Source organism: Stenotrophomonas sp. CCNWLW162, from assembly GCF_037203745.1.
Classification (GTDB): Bacteria; Pseudomonadota; Gammaproteobacteria; order Xanthomonadales; family Xanthomonadaceae; genus Stenotrophomonas; species Stenotrophomonas maltophilia_AQ.
The window spans coordinates 79,704-98,662 of record NZ_JBBCBL010000002.1 but is presented as its reverse complement, the minus strand read 5'-3'; the positions used below and the strand labels follow the sequence as shown (position 1 = coordinate 98,662).

The window sequence follows — 18,959 nt, the reverse complement described above, 5'->3', positions numbered from 1 at the left end:
GGGCCCGGGCGGCATGCCCGGGATTGCGGGCTTAGAAGTCGTACTGCAGGCGGCCGGTGACCGCGCGCGTGCGGTCCACCGTGACCCCGGCCAGGCGGTCGCGGTTGCGGCTTTCGATGACGTTGAGCATGAAGCGCAGGTTGTCGCGCAGGTACCAGTTGCCACCCAGCGTCCAGGCTTCGGTGCTGCCGCGGCGCAGGTCCGGCGCACCGTCCAGGTGCTGCGCGCCCCACATCTGGTCGTAGCGCAATGCCAGCTCGAAGGCACCGGCCTTGTGGCGGATATCCTTCACCCGCGCGAAGCGGCCGGTCTTGCGGTCGTAGGCGCGGCTCTCGCCGGTGACAAACCAGCTGAGCATGCCGTAGGCGGCCATCACGTCACCGCGCTGGGCACCGTCATCGAAGGTGGCGCCGCTGAATTCGCCCTGCCAGGACAGCGGGCCGCGCACCTGCGCGTATTCCAGCGACCACTTGTTGACGTCGGTATCGCGGCCGGCGGAGAAGTTGACCAGGGTCAGGCGGCTTTCATCGGACAGATGGCCGGCCGGGCGCGGGCGGATGCTCAGGCCTGGAGTGCCGTTGGCGCCGGGGTTGTCGTAGGCCTCGCGGGCCAGCGACAGGCCCAGGTGCAGCACGTCGCCCTCGCTGGGCGCGGGGGCCCAGGTGATGCGGCCACCGGCGGCGCGGCCCTTCACCTGCCAGGCGTCGATGCTTTCCAGGCTGTAGATGCTGGCCGCCCAGGTGAAGTCACCCGGATTGGCCTGCCACGACGCACCCAGGCGGTACAGCGGGGCCAGCGTGGTGCCGGCGTTGCCGCGCTCCAGGAAGCTGCCATAGTTGGAACCGGTGCGGTCGTCCAGCGAGAAATACTGCTTGAACTGGCCCACGGTGAGGCGGCCGGCATCACCGAAGCTGCGGCTCAGGTAGACGTCTTTGGCCTCGACACGGTCGCCGGAGAAGTCGGCTTCCAGCTTGTAGTCGACCACGAAGAACTTGCCGGAAACGTCAACCCAGGCGCGGCGGATCTCGGTGTCGTCCTTGTTCGGCGTACCGCGGTTGTCGTTGTCGAAGGTGGCGAAGTCCAGGTGCAGGCGGCCGCCCAGGCTGGCGGTGACCGGACGGTCGTCTTCGGCAGCGAAGGCCGGCGCCGACAGGGCAGCCATAGCCATCATGGCGGCAGGGCGCCGCCAGGCAAACGTGAATTCCACAAACCCTCCCAGGTGCACGCCAGGCGCGCGGCAATCGTGGGCACCGGACGGTGCGCGGCCGCAGTCTGGGTCGGGCAAGCTGTCATCGTCCTGTCAGCGATTTGTGCGGTGCAGCGAGGATCGTTGCCGCTGCGCTCGCCGGGCCATGCCCGGCGGACGCCATCCCGCTCCACGCGGTAGCATTCGTTTCCCCTCCCACCCCCGTGCCCATGCGCCTGCTGCTGGTCGAAGACAATCAGGATCTGGCCGATGCCATCATCCGCCGCATGCGCCGCAGTGGGCACGCCGTGGACTGGCAGGCCGATGGCCTGGCCGCCGCCAGCGTGCTGCGCTACCAGAGTTTTGATCTGGTGGTGCTGGATATCGGCCTGCCGAAACTGGATGGGCTGCGGGTGCTCGCAGGCATGCGCGAGCGTGGTGACAGCACACCGGTGCTGATGCTGACCGCACGCGATGGCATCGAAGATCGCGTGCAGGCGCTGGATGTCGGTGCCGACGATTACCTGGGCAAGCCATTCGATTTCCGCGAGTTCGAAGCGCGCTGCCGCGTGCTGCTGCGCCGCGCGCGTGGCCAGGCCAGTGAGGTGGTGCAGATCGGGGGGTTCCAGTTCGACAATGCCGCGCACCGCGTCAGTCTCGACGGCGAACCGATCGAACTGCCCAACCGCGAGTACCGGTTGCTGGAGATTCTGGTCGGCCGCCTCGGCCAGGTGGTCGGCAAGGACGAAATCGGCAATGGCCTGTTCGGCTTCGATGACGAGGCCGGTCCGAATGCGATCGAGCTGTACATCGGTCGCCTGAGAAAAAAACTGGCCGCTGCGCCGTTGCGCATCACTACGGTGCGCGGTGTCGGCTACCTGCTGGAAGCCAGTGATACCCATGCCGACGCCGATGGCTGACGCACGTGCTGCGACTGCGGCGCCGGGTTCGTTGCGGCGCACCCTGCTGCTCTACCTCGGCGTGCTGCTGGCGGTGTTCGCGGTGGCCCTGCTCTTCGCCGCACGCGATTACGGCCAGCGCGCCGCCAACCGATCCTATGATCACCTGCTGGTGTCCTCGGCGCTGTCCATCGCCGATTCGGTGGCCCTGGTCGACGGCCAATGGCAGGTCGACCTGCCTTATGCGGCGCTGGACCTGCTGGCGATGGCGCCGGAGGATCGCGTGTTCTATCGGGTCGCCGACAGCCGCGGCAACCTGATCACCGGCTATGGCGACCTGCCGGAGCCGCCGCGCCGGCCCGGCACGCAACCGCAGTTGTTCGATGCCGCCTACAGCGGCGAGACCGTGCGCTTCGTGGTGGTCGGCCGCAGTTTCGCGGCCGCCTCGGCGCAGGGCGAGGTGCAGGTCCAGGTCGGCCAGACCCGGCGCGCCCGCGAAGCGGTGGCGCAGGACCTGGTCAATCGAGCGTTGCTGGCGATCGGTGTGCTGTCCGGCCTGCTGCTGGCGCTGGTGGCCTTTGGCGTGCACCGCGCGTTCCGGCCGCTGGTGCGGGTGGAACGCGAGCTGTCGCGCCGCGAGCCGTCCGACCTGAAACCGCTGGATGCGCGCGTGCCGCGTGAGATGGACCAGATGGTGGCCGCCTTGAACCGCTTCATGGAGCGCCTGTCCAGCAGCAATGAAACCCTGCGTGCGTTCATGGCCGAGGCCGCGCACCAGATGCGCACGCCCTTGGCCGCGCTGCGTGCGCAGGCGCAGCTGGCGCTGGACGACGACGACCCGGAAGACATGCGCCGCAGCCTGCAGGCGATCGAGCGCAACGCCACCCATATGAGCCGGTTGCTCAACCAGCTGCTCAGCGATGCCAGCGTGATCCATCGTTCGCACCTGCAGCGCTTTGCGACGGTGGACCTGGCCGAGACCGTGCACCAGGCCCTGCATGAAGCGCTGCCGCAGGCCGGCCCGGCGCCGCGCGTGCAACTGGCGATGACCGCCGAGCCGGTGCAGGTGCATGGCGATGCACTGCTGCTGCGCGAGGCGATCAAGAACCTGGTCGACAACGCCCTGAAGTACGGTGGCGATGGCCCCTTGCAGATCGCACTGACCGTGGAAGGTGGGCAGGCGGTGCTGACCATTGCCGACCACGGTACCGGGATTGCCGCAGCAGACGCAGAGCGCGTCTTTGAACGTTTTGCCCGTGGCGAAGGTGCGCCGTCCGGCGGTGCTGGCCTCGGCCTCGCCATCGTCAAGCGCGTGGTCGACAGCCACGGCGGCCGCATCGACCTCAGCAACCGTCCGCAGGGCGGCTTGATCGCTACCATCCGCCTGCCCCGGAGCAGTTCATGATCCGCCTGTTCGCCGCTGCCGTTGCCCTGCTGCTGGCCGTGCCGGTGCTGGCCGCGCCGGGCGACGTGCGCCGCTTCCCTGCGCAGGGAAAGGCGGCTGCGCAGCTGCGCATCCACGGCACCACCGACATCGAAGTGTTCGCGGTGGTCATCGCCGACTACCAGCGCCTGCATCCCGGCACCGAAGTGGTGTACGAGGACATCATCACCCAGGACCTGTACGCGCGTTACCTGCATGACCGCGCCGGACCTGCATCGCCGGACCTGCTGATCTCCAGCGGCATGGATCTGCAGACCAAGCTCGTCAACGACGGCCATGCACTGCCGCACCGTTCGGCGCAGACCGCTGCGCTGCCGGCCTGGGCGCAGTGGCGCAACGAGGCGTTCGGGATCAGCTACGAGCCGGTGGTCATGGTCTACAACACCCGAGCGCTGCCTGCAGCGAAGGTGCCGCACACCCGGCGTCAGCTGCTGGACCGGCTGCGCGCGGAGGGCGCGCCGCTGCGCGGAAAGGTCGGCACCTATGACATCGAGCGCAGCAGTGTCGGTTACCTGCTGGCGACCCAGGACGCGCAGCGTGGCAGCATCGCCGGTGCATTGCTGGGTGCGCTCGGTGACAACGACGTGGTGCGCGAAGAGCGCACCGGCGTGCTGCTGGACCAGCTGGCCAGCGGTCAGCTGTCGCTGGTCTACAACGTGCTCGGCTCCTACGCGCAGGCACGTGTCGATGCCGGCGCGCCGCTGGCCATCGTCGAACCCGAGGACTACACGCTGGTGGTGCTGCGTACCGCAGTGATTCCGCGCACGGGTCCGCACCCGGAAGAAGCGCGGCGCTTCCTCGATTACCTGCTGTCGCCACGCGGCCAGCAGGTGCTGTCGCGCGAGGCGCGGCTGATGCCGATCGTCACCGGCAGTGCACGCGGCGCGAATGCACCCGGCCGCAGCCGCCGCCCGATCCAGCTCGGTCCCGGCCTGCTGGTGTACCTGGACGCGCTCAAGCGGCGCCAGTTCCTCGATGCGTGGCGCAGCAGCGTGGAGCCGGCGGGGCGCTGATGCCCTGATGGCGCCGGGCCATGCCCGGCGGAGGCCGTTGGCTGCCCGTACAATGGCCGCATGAGCGAATACACCATCCTGATCGCCGATGACCACCCGCTGCTGCGTTCGGCGGTGGTGCAGTCATTGCGGCAGAGCCTGCCGCTGGTGCAGGTGCGCGAGGTTGCCAGCGCCGAAGCGCTGGCTGAGGCACTCGACGCGCACCCGGATGTGGACCTGGTGCTACTCGACCTGACCATGCCCGGCGCACACGGTTTTTCCGCGCTGCTGCACGTGCGCGGCTCGCATCCGGACATACCGGTGGTCATCCTCTCGTCCAACGACCACCCGCGTGTGATCCGTCGCGCCCAGCAGTTCGGTGCCGCCGGTTTCATCCCGAAGTCGGCGCCGGCCGAGACCATCGGCGAGGCGGTGCAGGCCGTGCTTGATGGGGGCCTGTGGTTCCCGGCGATGGCCGCCGAGCGTTCGGAGGCCGATGCGCTGCTGGCCAGCCGCCTGGCGCAGCTGACCCCGCAGCAGTTCCGCGTGCTGCTGTGCCTGGCCGATGGCCTGCTCAACAAGCAGATTGCTTACACGCTGGGTCTGGCGGAAAACACGGTGAAGGTGCATGTCACCGCGATCCTGAAGAAGCTCGAATGCCACAGCCGCACGCAGGCCGCAGTGCTGGTGAAGGCGCTGGAGCCTGAGGGCGACGCCGGCACCGGGTTGTAGTTTCCAACCAACGGCGCAGCCCCTCGTGGGTGGTGCCTGGTTGGTCACCGAGAGCCGGATTGCTGAGGGCTGGCCGGGTGGGTGGGTAGTGCGGGGACGCCGTAAACCCATCCATGGGGGCTTGGCCGCGGCATCCATGCCGCGGACACCCCGCACTACCCACCCACCCGGCCGCTGACAGTTCATGGTGTTCTCCCACCCACGGAGAAGAAAAAGAAGATCAAAAGCGGGTCGCGCGCTGCGCTTTCTCGTGTAGAGCGGAGCCGATGCTCGGCTTCGCGGACCCGCCCAAAGCAGCCGAGCGTGGGCTCGGCTCTACAAAAAAAAGCGGCCCACCCACGGCTTTTGCTTTCCACGACCAACCAGACACCACCCACGAGGGGCTGCGCCGTTGGCTGGAATCACCCGCGATGCCGCACCAGCAACTGACTCATCAGCGCCCGCAGCGCCGGCGGCTTCACCGGCTTGGCCATCATTCCCCAGCCACGTTCGGCGGCCATCTCACGCAATCCCGCATCGCGTTCGGCGGTGACCAGCACCACCGGCGGACGGGCCTGCCACAGCTCTGCCAATGTCTCGTACAGCACCGGTCCATGGTGGTCGCCCATGCGTACATCCAGCAGCACCAGCTCCGGCACTGTTCCGGCGGTGGCCAGCTGCAGCGCGGCCTGCGGGCCGTCGGCCAGCACCACCTCGCAGCCCCAGCGCTCCAGCAACGCGCGGCTGGCTGCACACACGTGCGGGTCGTCGTCGATCACCCACACCCGGCACCCGCGCAGGGGATTGTCCGCAGCAGGCTCCTGCACCAGCACCGGAGGTGGTGCAGTGGCTGGAATCGCGCTGGCCTCGCCGAATGGCACGCCCACCGCGAACACGCTGCCCTGGCCCAGCTGCGAGCGCAGCCGGATCGGATGGCCGAGCAGGCGGCCGATACGGTCGACGATCGCCAGGCCGAGGCCGGCACCGCGTTGCTGGCCATCATGCAGGCGGCGGAATTCCTCGAAGATCTCGCCCTGCAACGCGTCCGGAATACCAGGACCCTGGTCGTGCACTTCGATCCACAGCAGCCCTTCGCGGCGTCGGCAGCCCAGCAGCACGCGGCCGCGCTCGCTGTAGCGCAGTGCATTGGACAGGAAATTCTGCAGGATGCGGCGCAGCAGTGCCTCATCGCTGACCACTACGGCATTGGTATCGATCCAGTCGACCACCAGCCCACGCGACTGTGCGGCGATGCCGAATTCGCGTGCGAGCGTCTGCAGCAGCGGCCCGAGCCGGAAGGCCTGTACACGGGTCGGCAGGCTGCCCGATTCCAGCCGGGCGATATCCAGCAGGCTGTTGAGGATCGCATCCTGCGCGGCCAGTGCAGCGTCGATGTGGTCGCTGGTCTGCTGCTGCACCGGGTCACTCAGCTTGCCGCGCAGCACCGAAACGAACATGCGCGCGGCATTGAGCGGTTGCAGCAGGTCGTGCACGGCCGAGGCGACGAAGCGGGTCTTGTAGCGGTTGGCCTGTTCGGCCTCGCGGCGTGCTTCGTCCAGGTCACGGGTGCGCTCGGCAATCCGATGTTCCAGTGCATCGGCCAGCGAGCGCAGTTCGCGCGCGGCATTCTTGTAGCTGGTGATGTCGGCGTAGCTGGTGACGAAGCCGCCGTCAGGCAGCGGATTGCCGCGGATTTCCAGCACCGTGCCGTCATCCTTCTCGCTCTCGCGCATGTGCGGGCGGCCACTGCGCAGGTGGTTCAGGCGGCGCTCGATGGCCTCGTCGACCGGGCCGGGACCGAGCAGGCCACGGCGGGCGTTGAAGCGGAACAGCTCTTCGATCGGCCGGCCCACGCGTACCAGGTCCAGCGGGAAGCGGAACAGTTCCAGATAGCGCGAATTCCAGGCAACCAGGCGCAACTCGCGATCGATCACCACCACGCCCTGCGGCAGGTGTTCGAGGCTGCGGCTGAGTCCGCTGTCGGCGTCGGTGGCCGCCTGCAGCAGGCCATCCTGTGCGGTGCGCAGTTCCTGTGCGTGCTGCTTGAGCAGGGTTTCCAGTTCGCGGCGGCTGCGCAGTCGATGCTTGGCCAGGCGCCGCCGCTGCTGCACGAACAGCACCAGGAAGCCCAGTGCCAGCCACGCTGCGCCACCGGTCAGGGCCGCGGCTCGCCCGGCTGCAGTGGCGGCACTGGCATCGTGCAGCAGGTGCAGGTTCCAGTTCTCGGCTGGCAGCGGCAGGCTCTGCCACAGCATCGGCTGCGGCAGTACAGGATCCAGCAGGCGCACCATGCGGCCACCGTCGGCCAGCACGTCTTCAGTGCGTGCGCGCAGTGGCTGCAGGGCACGGTCGGCGTACTGGCGCGCATCCAGCATCTCGCGGCGCTCATCGGCGCCCAGCGGGCGCAGCAGCCTGTAGCGCCAGCTGTCACGGTTGGCCAGGAACACCACGTCGTGGTCGTCACTGGCCAGCACCACGTCCGGGCTGCTCAGCCATTCCTGTTCCAGTGCGGACAGCTCGACCTTGATCACCACTACGCCCAGTCGCTTGCCGTCTTCCTCGATGGCCTGCGACAGGTAGTAGCCGGGCACGCCGGTGGTCATGCCGATCCCGTAGAAGCGGCCACGGCCCTGGGCCAGTGCCTGGCGGTAGTAGGGGCGGTAGCTGTAGTTCTCGCCGACGTTGGTGGTCGGCTGGTCCCAGTTGCTCGCCGCCACGGCCACGCCATCGTGACCGACCAGAGTCAGGGTGGAAGCGCGGGTGACTTCATTGGCACGTTGCAGCTTGAGGTTCAGCCGCTGCCGTTCGGTGGGCGAGGGTGGCACGCGTAGTGCGTGCAGAAGATCCGGATCGAGCGCCAGCACCTGCGGCAACGTGCCGAATCGGTCGATACGCTGCTGCAGCCCCTGGCCGTAAAGCTGAAGCTGGCGTTGCACCTGGCTGCTCTCGTCGCCGAGGGCGCGTCGCCAGGCGTAGTGGCCGGCGGCGACGGCGCACAGCACGGTGCCGCCGACCATGACCAGCAGGGTGAGCAACAGCATCCGGTGGCGGCTGAGCCAGTACATGGCGGCAGTCTACGCAGGGCCGGCGGGCGTGACGTGCACGCCCGCCGGGGTCTGACGTGGAAGGGGTCAGAAGTGCATCTGCGCGCGCAGTTCGAAGATCTCCGGCGTGCTGTGCACGCCACGACGGCTGGCGTCGACCTTCACGTAGTTGGCCTGGAACTTGAAATGGCTGGTCAGGTACCAGTTCGCGCCCAGGGTCAGGTCGTGCTGGCGGCCGCCGAGGATGCTGCCGTCGTCGAGGTCGAGGCGGCTGTAGCGGGCCACCAGTTCCACCGCGCCGTAGTCGTGGGCCGGCTTGATGTTGGCCACCGCACCGGCGTTGTACGGGCGCGATTCGCCGGTCAGCACCCAGCTGGCCATCGCGTACTGGCCGCTGCCGGTGTAGTCGGGCTTGCCGTCATTGCGGGTGACCGTGGCGCGCAGGGCTTCGGCCTGCAGCGAGAATGGGCCGCGGATCCAGACGCCTTCCAGGCCGGTGCGCCGGATCTGGTCGGCGGTGACCAGCGCGCCGGAATCGACGAAGCGGATATCGGTCAGGCCGGCTTCCGGGCGGGCACGCAGGCGTGCGCTGGCTTCGTGGTGGACGTCGCGGCCATCGCTGTAACCACGCGGATTTTCCTGCGAATAGGCCAGGCCCAGGTGGATTACGTCACCAGGTGCCTTCACCGGGGTCCACACCGCACGCACCGCCTGGGTGGTGCCGGGGTTGTCACCCTGCAGGTCCTTGCCGCCATAGGCGCCGGCCTGCAACAGGTACTGCGGGCGTTCCAGCACCCATTCCACGCCGGTACGACGGCCTGCGTAGAAGGCCTGCACGGGCAGCGCGGTTTCCAGGAAGCTGCCGGCGCGCGAGGAGGTATTCGCATCCAGGCCGACCGGGGTCTTCATGTAGCCGAAGCGGAAGCGGCCGATGTCGCGGCCGAAGAAGGCCTTGCTCTCGAAGCGCACGAATACGTCCAGCCAGGTGTCGGCCTGGAAGTCGTAGTAGACCATCGCGTCGTAGACGCCCTTCTTCTTCAGCGTTGCACCGAATTCCTTGCGGCGCACGGCATCGTCATCCTCAAGGCCGCTGCCCGAGGAGAAATCGTTGTAGTCGTAGGCGATGTTGGCGGTGGCCGCCAGCTCGGTGCCGTCGCCGAAGGCGTACTTGGTCGGCCAGTTGTCGAAATCGGCAGCCGAAGCGAAGGCGGGAAGGGCGGCCAGCGACAAGGCCAGCAAGGTGGGAATCGGGCGCATGTTGTGTGCGGCTCTCTCAGATTGCGTGTGGACAGGACAACAACGGCCGCAAGGGCCGGAACTTTCGCAATGACGCGCCCGGCCGTTCAGCTCGGGCCACCGGCCTCCCCGTGATCGGGCGGTGCGGCGCCAGTGTAGGCACCGCTGCCACCTGAACCGGGGGGCTAGTACCAATAGGTTATCTGCGCCGGCGTGCCCGGCGCGTACAAAGGCGTCCATTGGTCGCACCCCCTGCGCGTGCAGCACAGGGCCTGCGAGCAGTTTCCACGGTAACGGTTCCCGTGCAGTGCTGGGGCCGTACGTGCCTGAAAACGCCCCTTCCGGAGTCCGCCATGCACATCCCGACCGCAGCCCCGGCGCCTGCAAAGCCGTTGCCGATCTATCGCCAGCTGTACTTCCAGGTGATCGTGGCGATCGTCCTGGGCGCCATCCTCGGCCACTACGAACCGCTGGTTGGCGAGAAGATGAAGCCGCTCGGCGATGCCTTCATCAATCTGGTGAAGATGATCATCGCGCCGGTGATCTTCCTGACCATCGTCACCGGCATCGCCAGCATGACCCACCTGCGCACGGTGGGCCGCGTATTCGCCAAGGCGATGGCGTACTTCCTGTTCTTCTCCACGCTGGCGCTGATCGTCGGCATGATCGTGGCGCATGTGGTGCAGCCGGGCGCCGGCATGAACATCAACCCGGCCGAGCTCGACCAGACCGCGGTGCACAGCTACGTCGAGAAGTCGCACGACCTGACCCTGGTCGGCTTCCTGATGGACATCATTCCGAAGACGCTGGTGAGCGCCTTCGTCGATGGCAACATCCTGCAGGTGCTGTTCATCGCGGTGCTGTTTGGCATCGCCCTGGCATCGGTGGGCGAGAAAGGCAAGCCGATCCTGAGCTTCCTGGAGGCGCTGGTCGCCCCGGTGTTCAAGCTGGTGCACATCCTGATGAAGGCCGCGCCGATCGGTGCCTTCGGTGCGATTGCCTTCACCATTGGCAAGTACGGCGTCGGTTCGCTGGTCAACCTGGCCTGGCTGGTCGGCTCGTTCTACCTCACCGCGTTCCTGTTCGTAGCGGTGATCCTGGGCGTGGTCTGCCGCCTGTGCGGGTTCTCGGTGTTCAAGCTGGCGCGCTACCTGAAGGCCGAACTGCTGCTGGTGCTGGGCACGTCCTCGTCGGAGTCGGCGCTGCCGTCGCTGATGGAGAAGATGGAACGCGCCGGCTGCAGCAAGTCGGTGGTCGGCCTGGTGGTTCCCACCGGCTACTCGTTCAACCTGGACGGCACCAACATCTACATGACCCTGGCCGCGCTGTTCATCGCCCAGGCCACCAATACCGAACTGACCCTGGGCCACCAGATCGCCCTGCTGCTGGTCGCCATGCTCAGCTCCAAGGGCGCAGCGGGTGTCACCGGTGCCGGCTTCATCACCCTGGCCGCTACGCTGGCGGTGGTGCCGGAAGTGCCGGTGGCCGGCATGGCACTGATCCTCGGCGTGGATCGCTTCATGAGCGAGTGCCGCTCGCTGACCAACTTCATCGGCAACGCCGTGGCCACCGTGGTGGTCTCGCGCTGGGAAGGCGCGCTGGACCGCAACCGCCTGCAGCTGGCGCTGGACGGCCGCGAGAGCGAGCTGCCGCCGCCGATCGACGCGGTGCCCGAGGCACTGCCGGCCAAGGGCTGATCCAGGTGTGTGGTACTGCGGGGCCGATCACGACAGTGGTACGGCCCCGCAGCGTTTCAAGGCGTCCCATGGCTGTCATGGCCAGCGCCGAAGCTGTCCCTTCAGGCCGTCGCATACGCCCCGGAATTGTGCGGTCGCAGCATGACTGCGACAGGGTAGCGACAGGTCCGAGCGCTCCAACGGGGGTATGATCCCCTGTCCCTTCTGCCCATTCATGTAACCCACATCGATGTCCAACGAAGATTTCAAACAGGCCGCCCTCGATTACCACCGGATGTCCCCGCCGGGCAAGATCAAGGTTTCCGCTACCAAGCCCATGCTGACCCAGCGCGACCTGTCGCTGGCGTATTCGCCGGGCGTGGCATATGCCTGTGAAGCGATCAAGGCCGACCCGCAGCAGGCCAGCGAGCTGACCGCGCGCGGCAACCTGGTGGCGGTGATCTCCAACGGCACCGCGGTGCTGGGCCTGGGCAACATCGGCGCACTGGCCGGCAAGCCGGTGATGGAAGGCAAGGGCGTGCTGTTCCAGAAGTTCGCCGGCATCGATGTGTTCGACATCGAAGTGGATGAAACCGACCCGGACAAGCTGGTCGACATCATCGCCTCGCTGGAACCGACCTTCGGCGGCATCAACCTGGAAGACATCAAGGCACCGGAGTGCTTCATCGTCGAGCGCAAGCTGCGCGAGCGCATGAAGATCCCGGTGTTCCATGACGACCAGCACGGCACGGCGATCATCGTCGGTGCGGCGGTGCTCAACGCCATGGCGATCACCGGCAAGAAGATCGAGGAAGTGAAGCTGGCGACCACGGGCATGGGCGCGGCTGGCATTTCCTGTGTGAACATGCTGGTACAGCTGGGCCTGAAGCCGGAAAACATCCTGGCCTTCGACCGCGAGGGCGTGATCCACACCGGCCGTACCGATCTGGACCCGGAAAAGCAGCGTTATGCGCGCGACACCGACAAGCGCACCCTGGCCGAGATCGTCGCCGGTGCGGACATCTTCCTGGGCCTGTCGGCGCCGGGCATCCTGACCGCCGACATGGTCAAGACGATGGCGCCGGATCCGGTGATCTTCGCGCTGGCCAACCCGACCCCGGAAATCATGCCGGAACTGGCGCGCGCGGCGCGCCCGGACGCGATCATCGGTACCGGCCGTTCGGACTACCCGAACCAGGTCAACAACGTGCTGTGCTTCCCGTACCTGTTCCGTGGTGCGCTGGACGTGGGCGCGACCGCGATCAACGAGGAAATGAAGATCGCCTGCGTGCGCGCGATCGCCGCGCTGGCGCGTCGTGCGGCCACCGACATGGGTTCGGCCTATGGCGGCGAGACCCCGAGCTTCGGCCGCGAATACCTGATTCCGCGCCCGTTCGACCGCCGCCTGCTGGTGGAGCTGTCGGCTGCGGTGGCCCAGGCTGCGATGGATTCGGGCGTGGCCGCCCGTCCGATCGCCGACATGGGCGCCTACCGCGACAAGCTGGCCCAGTTCGTCTACCGCACCAGCCTGATGATGAAGCCGGTCTACGACCGCGCACGCAGTGACAAGCAGCGCGTGGTCTACGCCGAAGGCGAAGAGGAGGTGGTGCTGCAGGCGGTGCAGAACGTGGTCGATGACGGCCTGGCGCATCCGATCCTGATCGGTCGCCCGGAAGTGATCGAGTCGCGCATCGAGCGTCTGGGCCTGCGCTTGAAGATCGGCGAGAACATTGAAGTCACCAACATCAATGACGACCCGCGCTTCAACGAGTACTGGCAGTACTACCACGGCCTGACCGGCCGTCGTGGCGTGACCGTGGCCGCGGCGAAGAACCTGATGCGTTCGCGTCCGACCCTGATCGCGGCGGTGATGGTGGCCCGTGGTGAGGCCGACGCGATGCTGACCGGCATCGTCGGCCGTTTCCACAAGAAGCTGGGTTACGTGCGCAGCGTGCTGCCGCTGGAGCCGAAGGTCACCTCGACCTCGGCGATGACTGGCGTGATCAACCAGCAGGGCGTGTTCTTCTTCGTCGATACGCACGTGCAGGAAGACCCGACTGCCGAGCAGCTGTGCGAAGCGACCCTGCAGGCCGCCTACCGCATGAAGCTGTTCGGCGTGGAACCGAAGGTGGCGCTGCTGTCGCACTCCAACTTCGGCAGCCACGACTCGAAGGATGCGCTGAAGATGCGCCAGGTGCGCGAGCTGCTGCTCAAGCGCAACCCGCGTCTGAACGTGGATGGCGAGATGCAGGGCGACACCGCATGGGATGAAGCGCTGCGCCAGAAACTGCTGCCGGGTTCGACCCTGCAGGGCCGTGCCAACCTGTTCGTGTTGCCGAACCTGGAAGCGGCCAACATCGCCTACAACCTGGTGCGCGTGTTCACCGACGGCGTGGCGATCGGCCCGATCCTGATGGGCGTGAACAAGCCGGTGCACATCCTGACCACCAGCGCGACCTCGCGCCGGATCCTGAACATGACCGCGATTGCCGCGGTCGATGCGCAGATCCGCAAGCAGCTCGAAGCGGAAAAGAAGGCGTAAGCCTTCTTTCCGATTCCGGCTGCAGAAGCGCGCCCCCCGGGGCGCGTTTCTGTTTCAGCAAAGCGGAAACGGGTAGTGCCGGCCGCTGGCCGGCAACCCCAATGAAGTCCAGGTACGACGACAGCCGGCCAGCGGCCGGCTCTACCGCCCGCCGGCCTGTGCCACACGCGCTACGCAACCCGGTCATTACCCTGCAACGCCACTACGGTCCAATACGCCCACGTGGCCCGGCCGCGGGAAGGGACCGGACCGGCCTTCCTGCCCTGGGCCCGACCAACTTTCCATTGGCGAGGGTGCCATGCGCAATCGAGTGACGCGTCGTTATTTCCGGCAGCTGTTCGCGCTGTACGCCGGCTTCGTGCAGTCGCGCTGAGGCGTTGGCCGGCCACGATGTAGCGACCACGAGGGTTGTGAGATCGGGTAGCGCCGGGCCATGCCTGGCGAGCGCGCAGCGCGGCGCTCTGCATTCCGCCGGGCATGGCCCGGCGCTATCCGTCAGCGCTTGCCGCGGCGTGTTGGCGGCGGCGGCGGCGCATCCGAGCGCGGCTTGGCGTACTGCGCCCATAGTGCCGGCAACAGCTTGCCGGTCTGCTTCTGCCACAGCGCAGGCGTGTAGCGGCCATCGCGCAGGGCTTTGTCCAGCGCCAGCACCAGGCCCGGATGCTCGGCCTCGGCCCACTTCAGGAAGGCGCCGGTGACCCGGTAGCCGCTGTCGAAGTTTTGCCCCTTTTCGACCTTGCCGGGCAGCGTCCATCCGGTGGCCGCGTTGTCCATGCCGTAGCGATCACGCGCATAGTCGGCAATGCCTTCCACCAGCCAGCCCGGCACCCGCGCATCACCGTAGCCGGGATAGCCCTGCACGATGTGCATCGCTTCGTGGGTGACCAGGTCAATGTCGTTGGGATGCTGTGCCAGCCAGCCCGGATTGATGGTGATGGTCGCCGCCTGGTCCTTGTCGCCGACGAAGGCGATGCCGGTGTAGGCAGGATCGATCACGATGCGGACCATCGATGGCGCCGCCGGACGGAAGTCCGCGCGCTCACGCAGGTAGGCGAAGTAGAACGTGTCGATCAGGCGCTTGCGCTGCGGCGCGGCCAGGGCGCCACGGGCGTCCTGGTAGTTCAGCGTCACGCCATCGCGGGTCAGCTGCGTATCGAACGCCTGGGTCTGGCCGAAGCTGGAGAAGGACAGGGCAACAAGGGCCAGGGGCAGCAGACGGTAGCGCATAGGGCTCATTGTACGGTGCTGGCTGCCAACAGTTCGATCTCTGCCAGCGGCAGTCGGCCCGGTGCCAGCAGGCGCAGGCGGTACTCGCTGTAGCGGCCAGGCTTGGCGATGCGGAACGGACGGGTCTGGCGGGCGGATTCGAAGTCTTCGCCGCTGCGCTGGTCCAGCACGGCCCAGCTGCCATTGCCGTTGCGTGCCTCCAGCGCCCATTCGCCGCCACGGATGCTGCCGTCGCCACTGGTCAACGTGTACATCGTCGGGGTGCCGTCGGTCAGGCCGGTCAGCGCGATGGTTGCGCCACCGCCCAGGCCCACCGTGGTGGTGGCATCGTCATCAACCAGCGCGGGCAGGGCACGGCCATCGGCCAACGTCGCCTTGGCGCCGCTGCCGAGCAGGTCGTGCAGCAGCTGCGGGCGCTGGCCGCGTGCGGTCAGCGAGCGCGGCACGTCATCCACGCCGCTGCCCCAGCGCGACGGCTGTGGTCCCATCACGAAGTCCAGCGTCGCACCCTTGGCGATCACGTCGTGCGGCACCCAGGTCTTCGTCCACGGCGTGCCGTTGATCTTCAGCGACTGCACATAGACGTTCTCGCGCGAGTTGTTGGCCGCGTTCACGGTCAGCACCGCGCCGCCCTGCAGCTCCACCCGTGCGTGCTGGAATGCAGGCGAGCCGATCACGTACTCCGGCGCGCCCATGCGCAGCGGGTACAGGCCCAGCGAGGCCAGCACATACCATGCCGAAGTCTCGCCGTTGTCCTCGTCTCCCGGATAGCCCTGACCGATCTCGCTGCCGACATACAGCCGCGACAGGATCTCGCGCACATGCTGCTGGGTCTTCCACGGCTGCCCGGCATACAGGTACATCCATGGAATGTGGTGCGCCGGCTGGTTGCTGTGCGCGTACATGCCCATGCGCACGTCGCGCGCTTCGGTCATCTCGTGGATGGTGCCACCGTAGGAGCCGGCCAGTGCCGGATCGGCGGTTTCCGGGGTGGCGAAGAACGCATCGAGCTTGGCGGCCAGCCTGTCGCGGCCACCGTACAGCGCCGCCAGGCCTTCGCCATCGTGCGCGGCGGTGAAGGCGAACGTCCAGCCATTGGATTCGGTGTAATCGTGGCCCCACACCCGCGGGTCGTAGTGCTTGGGGTCCACCCGCCAGCGGCCATCGGCCCTGCGGCCCTGGAAGAAGCCCACGGCCGGGTCGAACATCGTCGCGTAGCTGGCGGCGCGATGACGGAAGTAGTCGGCCTCGGTGCCGTAGCGCTCGCGTGCGACGGGCGTGGTCGCGCGCTTGGCCAGCGTCTCGGCCATGTTGGCGATGCCGAAATCGTTGAGGGCACCTTCCATCGTCCACGACATGCCTTCGTGCACGTCGGCGTTGGCGTAGCCACGGAAGGTCGAGCGCTCCATGCCCTTGCGCCCGACATGACGGTCCGGCGGTACCACCGTCGCGTTCTTCAGCGCGGCGGCGTAGGCCTCGGCCGGGTCAAAGCCACCGATGCCCTTCAGCCATGCATCGGCGAAGGCCACATCGGAGCTGGTGCCGACCATCAGGTCGGCGTAGCCCGGCGACGACCAGCGTGCGATCCAGCCGCCGGCACGGTACTGCTCGATGAAACCCTGCACCAGCTGCCCGGCATCCTCCGGAGTAAACAGCGCATAGGCCGGCCAGGTGGTGCGGAAGGTGTCCCAGAAGCCGTTGTTGACGAACACCTTGCCATCGCGCACGGCGGCAAAGCTGCGGGTCGCGCTGCCGTCGGTATTGTCGTCGCTGGCGCTGGCGCTGGCGCTGGCGCTGGCGCTGGCCTGGTTGGCGTAGCGCCAGTCCGGCGCCGCCGCGCTGCCCACGTTCTCGTGGCCGGAGTTGGGGTACAGGTAGAGCCGGTACAGGCTGGAATACAGCGTGGTCTTCTGGTCGTCGCTGGCATCGCCGATATCGAAGCGGGCCAGGCGTGCGTCCCATGCGTCCTGGGCGCGCCCGGCCACGCTTTCCAGCGTGTCGGTTGTGGCGATCTCCAGCGCGAGGTTGTGCCGCGCCTGTTCCACCGACATCAACGAGGTGGCGATGCGCATGGTCACCCGACGCTCGCTACCGGTGTCGAACGTGATGTAGCCCGTGGGGCGGCCGGTAGCGAGACGGCCGCTGCTGCGCCAGGGCTTGTCGAAGCTCGCTACCACGTACATGCGGCTGGCGCCGTTGGACAGGCCGCTGCGTGTATCGGTGTAGCCGGACAGCGTCTGCGTCGCAGCGTCCAGGGTCAGGCCGCCACGTGCATCGACATTGTCGAACAGCAGGTTGGCATTGCCGTCTGCGGGGAAGTCGAAGCGGAACAATGCGGCATGGTCGGTCGGTGCGATCGAGGCCGCGATGCCATTGTCGAAGCGCACGTCGTAGCGGTACGGGCGTGCACTTTCATGAGCGCGGTCGAACGACAGTGCGCGCTTGCGGCGGTCTGCCTCCGGCACACCACGGCTGGCCGAGGGCATCACCTGGAAGGTCTGGCGGTCGCCCATCCACGGGCTGGGCTGGTGGCTCAACGCAAGCGCCTGCAGCTGCGGCCGGTTCTGCGCGTCGTTCTGCTCGTTCCAGCGGTACAGCCAGTTAAGCGCACCGGCATCGGTCACCGGGGTCCAGAAGTTGAACCCGTGCGGCACAGCGGTGGCCGGGAAATTGTTGCCGCGCGAGAATGTGCCGTTGGCCTGGGTGCCACGGGTGGTCAGCACCCAGTCGGAGACGCGCTGCGGTTGCTGGCGTGGCTGCGCGTCGAGGCGCACATCGTCGATCCAGCCGGAGACCGGTGCACCGTCGGCACTGGCTACTTCCAGTTCGATCGCCACCACGCGGCGGCCCTTCAGCGTGGCCACGTCGCCCAGCCGCACCGCCTTGCGCGCCCACTGCTGCGGATACAGCGTCTTCGAATCGCCCTGCGCGCGCGCACCGATGGCCACGCCATGCTGGTCACGCGCGGCGCTGGCGGAAACGCGGCTGCCGTCGTCCAGCAGCAGGTCCAGCGACACATAGGTCGAGGCCACGGTGTCCTTGCCGACGATCTCCGGCAGTACCAGCCACGACAGGGTGGTATCGGCCTCGATGGTCATGTCCGCCTTGAACAGCTCGCGCCGCGCGCTACCGCCTTCGCTGCTGTAGCGCAGTGCATGCAGGCCGCTGTAGCCGGCGTTGCGCTTGGCGGTGTAGGGCGCGGCGGGGCCGTTGCCGATCGTCACCTGCGGCGCACCTGCTGCCTGCACTGGCGCCGGTTCGCCGGGTTCGAAGGAGGTCTGCAGCCCCTGTGCCAGTGCCGGCATCGCAGTGGTCGCACAGGCCAGGGCCAGGGCGAGCGGAAGCAGGGCGCGGCGCGGATCGGACAGGGTCATGCAAGGGTCTCCCGGAGGGGCAGGCGGCAGGCAGAACCCGCATCGGCGGACACCACGGGCAGCATCGCTCCGTCCGCCAGGCTGGCAGTGGTAGAGGCGATGCCGGTCCGGTGGGGGCGGGCCATGCGATCGGGTCGGATTGGGCAGGTCGGGTTACGACCTGGCCCGATCCTGCAACAGCCATCGCGGCCTGACAAGTGCCATTTAGTTCGATCCAAATGCGGAAAATATCGCTGTCGGACGATTTCCAGTGCCAACCAGGCGGATCGATCGGCGAAATCCCTGGGGCGGCGCCCTTCGATGCCCAGCGCAAAGACGCATGGAATGACCGCGGCGTGCGCAAAGACCTGTTGCGGCGCAATGTCGGGGCAGCCCGGATGCTAGAATCGCAGGCCTCGCAACCCGTTCATCGACATCCGCCATGAGCCATACCGCCACCGCGCCCGCCAACGCCGAAAAGCGCTACACCGTGCACCGCAGCGATCTTCCGCTGAGCTGCCCGACGCCGGAAATGGCGCTGTGGAACTCGCATCCGCGCGTGTACCTGCCGATTGAAGACGAGCCCAACGGCGAAGCGAAGTGCGCGTACTGCGGCTCCGTGTTCGTGCTGGCCGACTAAGCAGGCCTT

General features: G+C 67.5%; 12 protein-coding genes. 7 read left to right on the top strand and 5 right to left on the bottom strand.

All coding sequences use genetic code 11. The features are described 5' to 3' along the window. Positions 1-31 precede the first annotated feature (31 nt). Positions 32-1,171, bottom strand: coding sequence for an OprO/OprP family phosphate-selective porin (locus tag V9K93_RS05475; RefSeq protein ID WP_046987165.1), 1,140 nt, complete (start codon positions 1,169-1,171; stop codon positions 32-34). A gap of 245 nt (positions 1,172-1,416) precedes the next feature. On the opposite strand from V9K93_RS05475, the gene V9K93_RS05470 reads away from it, so the two are divergent. Genes V9K93_RS05470 through V9K93_RS05455 form a run of 4 tightly spaced genes read left to right on the top strand, consistent with a single transcriptional unit; the run spans position 1,417 to position 5,253 of the window. After that, positions 1,417-2,106 (top strand): response regulator transcription factor, encoded by a 690-nt coding sequence (locus tag V9K93_RS05470; protein WP_046987160.1) that lies wholly within the window; start codon positions 1,417-1,419, stop codon positions 2,104-2,106. Beyond that, the gene (locus tag V9K93_RS05465; RefSeq protein ID WP_046987161.1) at positions 2,099-3,490 is read left to right on the top strand and encodes a sensor histidine kinase; all 1,392 of its coding nucleotides are present in this window, start codon (positions 2,099-2,101) and stop codon (positions 3,488-3,490) included. Before V9K93_RS05470 ends, V9K93_RS05465 begins: the two co-directional genes overlap by 8 nt. Further along, complete coding sequence (locus V9K93_RS05460) at positions 3,487-4,542, top strand: ABC transporter substrate-binding protein (protein WP_046987162.1); 1,056 nt, start codon at positions 3,487-3,489, stop codon at positions 4,540-4,542. Before V9K93_RS05465 ends, V9K93_RS05460 begins: the two co-directional genes overlap by 4 nt. Before the next feature lie 60 nt (positions 4,543-4,602). After that, complete coding sequence (locus V9K93_RS05455) at positions 4,603-5,253, top strand: response regulator (protein WP_337302179.1); 651 nt, start codon at positions 4,603-4,605, stop codon at positions 5,251-5,253. Between the two features lie 401 nt (positions 5,254-5,654). Here V9K93_RS05455 and V9K93_RS05450 read toward each other — a convergent pair whose 3' ends face one another. Continuing rightward, a complete protein-coding gene (locus V9K93_RS05450; protein WP_046985250.1) occupies positions 5,655-8,297 on the bottom strand; it encodes a hybrid sensor histidine kinase/response regulator in 2,643 nt (880 codons plus the stop codon). A gap of 66 nt (positions 8,298-8,363) precedes the next feature. After that, positions 8,364-9,533 carry an OprO/OprP family phosphate-selective porin gene (locus V9K93_RS05445; protein ID WP_046985251.1) on the bottom strand — a complete coding sequence of 390 codons (1,170 nt, stop codon included), beginning with the start codon at positions 9,531-9,533 and terminating at the stop codon, positions 8,364-8,366. A gap of 332 nt (positions 9,534-9,865) precedes the next feature. Between V9K93_RS05445 and V9K93_RS05440 the strand changes: the two genes are divergently transcribed. Together V9K93_RS05440 and V9K93_RS05435 are read left to right on the top strand one after the other, a co-directional pair. Beyond that, positions 9,866-11,209 carry a dicarboxylate/amino acid:cation symporter gene (locus V9K93_RS05440; RefSeq protein WP_253078774.1) on the top strand — a complete coding sequence of 448 codons (1,344 nt, stop codon included), beginning with the start codon at positions 9,866-9,868 and terminating at the stop codon, positions 11,207-11,209. Between the two features lie 229 nt (positions 11,210-11,438). After that, entirely contained in the window at positions 11,439-13,730 is a 2,292-nt protein-coding gene (locus V9K93_RS05435) for an NADP-dependent malic enzyme (protein ID WP_136638946.1), read from the top strand. Positions 13,731-14,225: 495 nt separating this feature from the next. On the opposite strand, the gene V9K93_RS05430 is transcribed toward V9K93_RS05435, so the two are convergent. Together V9K93_RS05430 and V9K93_RS05425 are read right to left on the bottom strand one after the other, a co-directional pair. Continuing rightward, complete coding sequence (locus V9K93_RS05430) at positions 14,226-14,966, bottom strand: basic secretory protein-like protein (RefSeq protein ID WP_337302178.1); 741 nt, start codon at positions 14,964-14,966, stop codon at positions 14,226-14,228. Beyond that, positions 14,963-18,331, bottom strand: a complete 3,369-nt coding sequence (locus tag V9K93_RS05425; RefSeq protein ID WP_337302177.1) for a GH92 family glycosyl hydrolase — start codon at positions 18,329-18,331, stop codon at positions 14,963-14,965. The genes V9K93_RS05430 and V9K93_RS05425 overlap by 4 nt, the downstream gene beginning before the upstream one ends. 421 nt (positions 18,332-18,752) lie before the next feature. Between V9K93_RS05425 and V9K93_RS05420 the strand changes: the two genes are divergently transcribed. Beyond that, positions 18,753-18,950: a zinc-finger domain-containing protein gene (locus tag V9K93_RS05420; RefSeq protein ID WP_012512052.1), complete on the top strand. Its 198-nt coding sequence runs from the start codon at positions 18,753-18,755 to the stop codon at positions 18,948-18,950. Positions 18,951-18,959 lie beyond the last annotated feature (9 nt).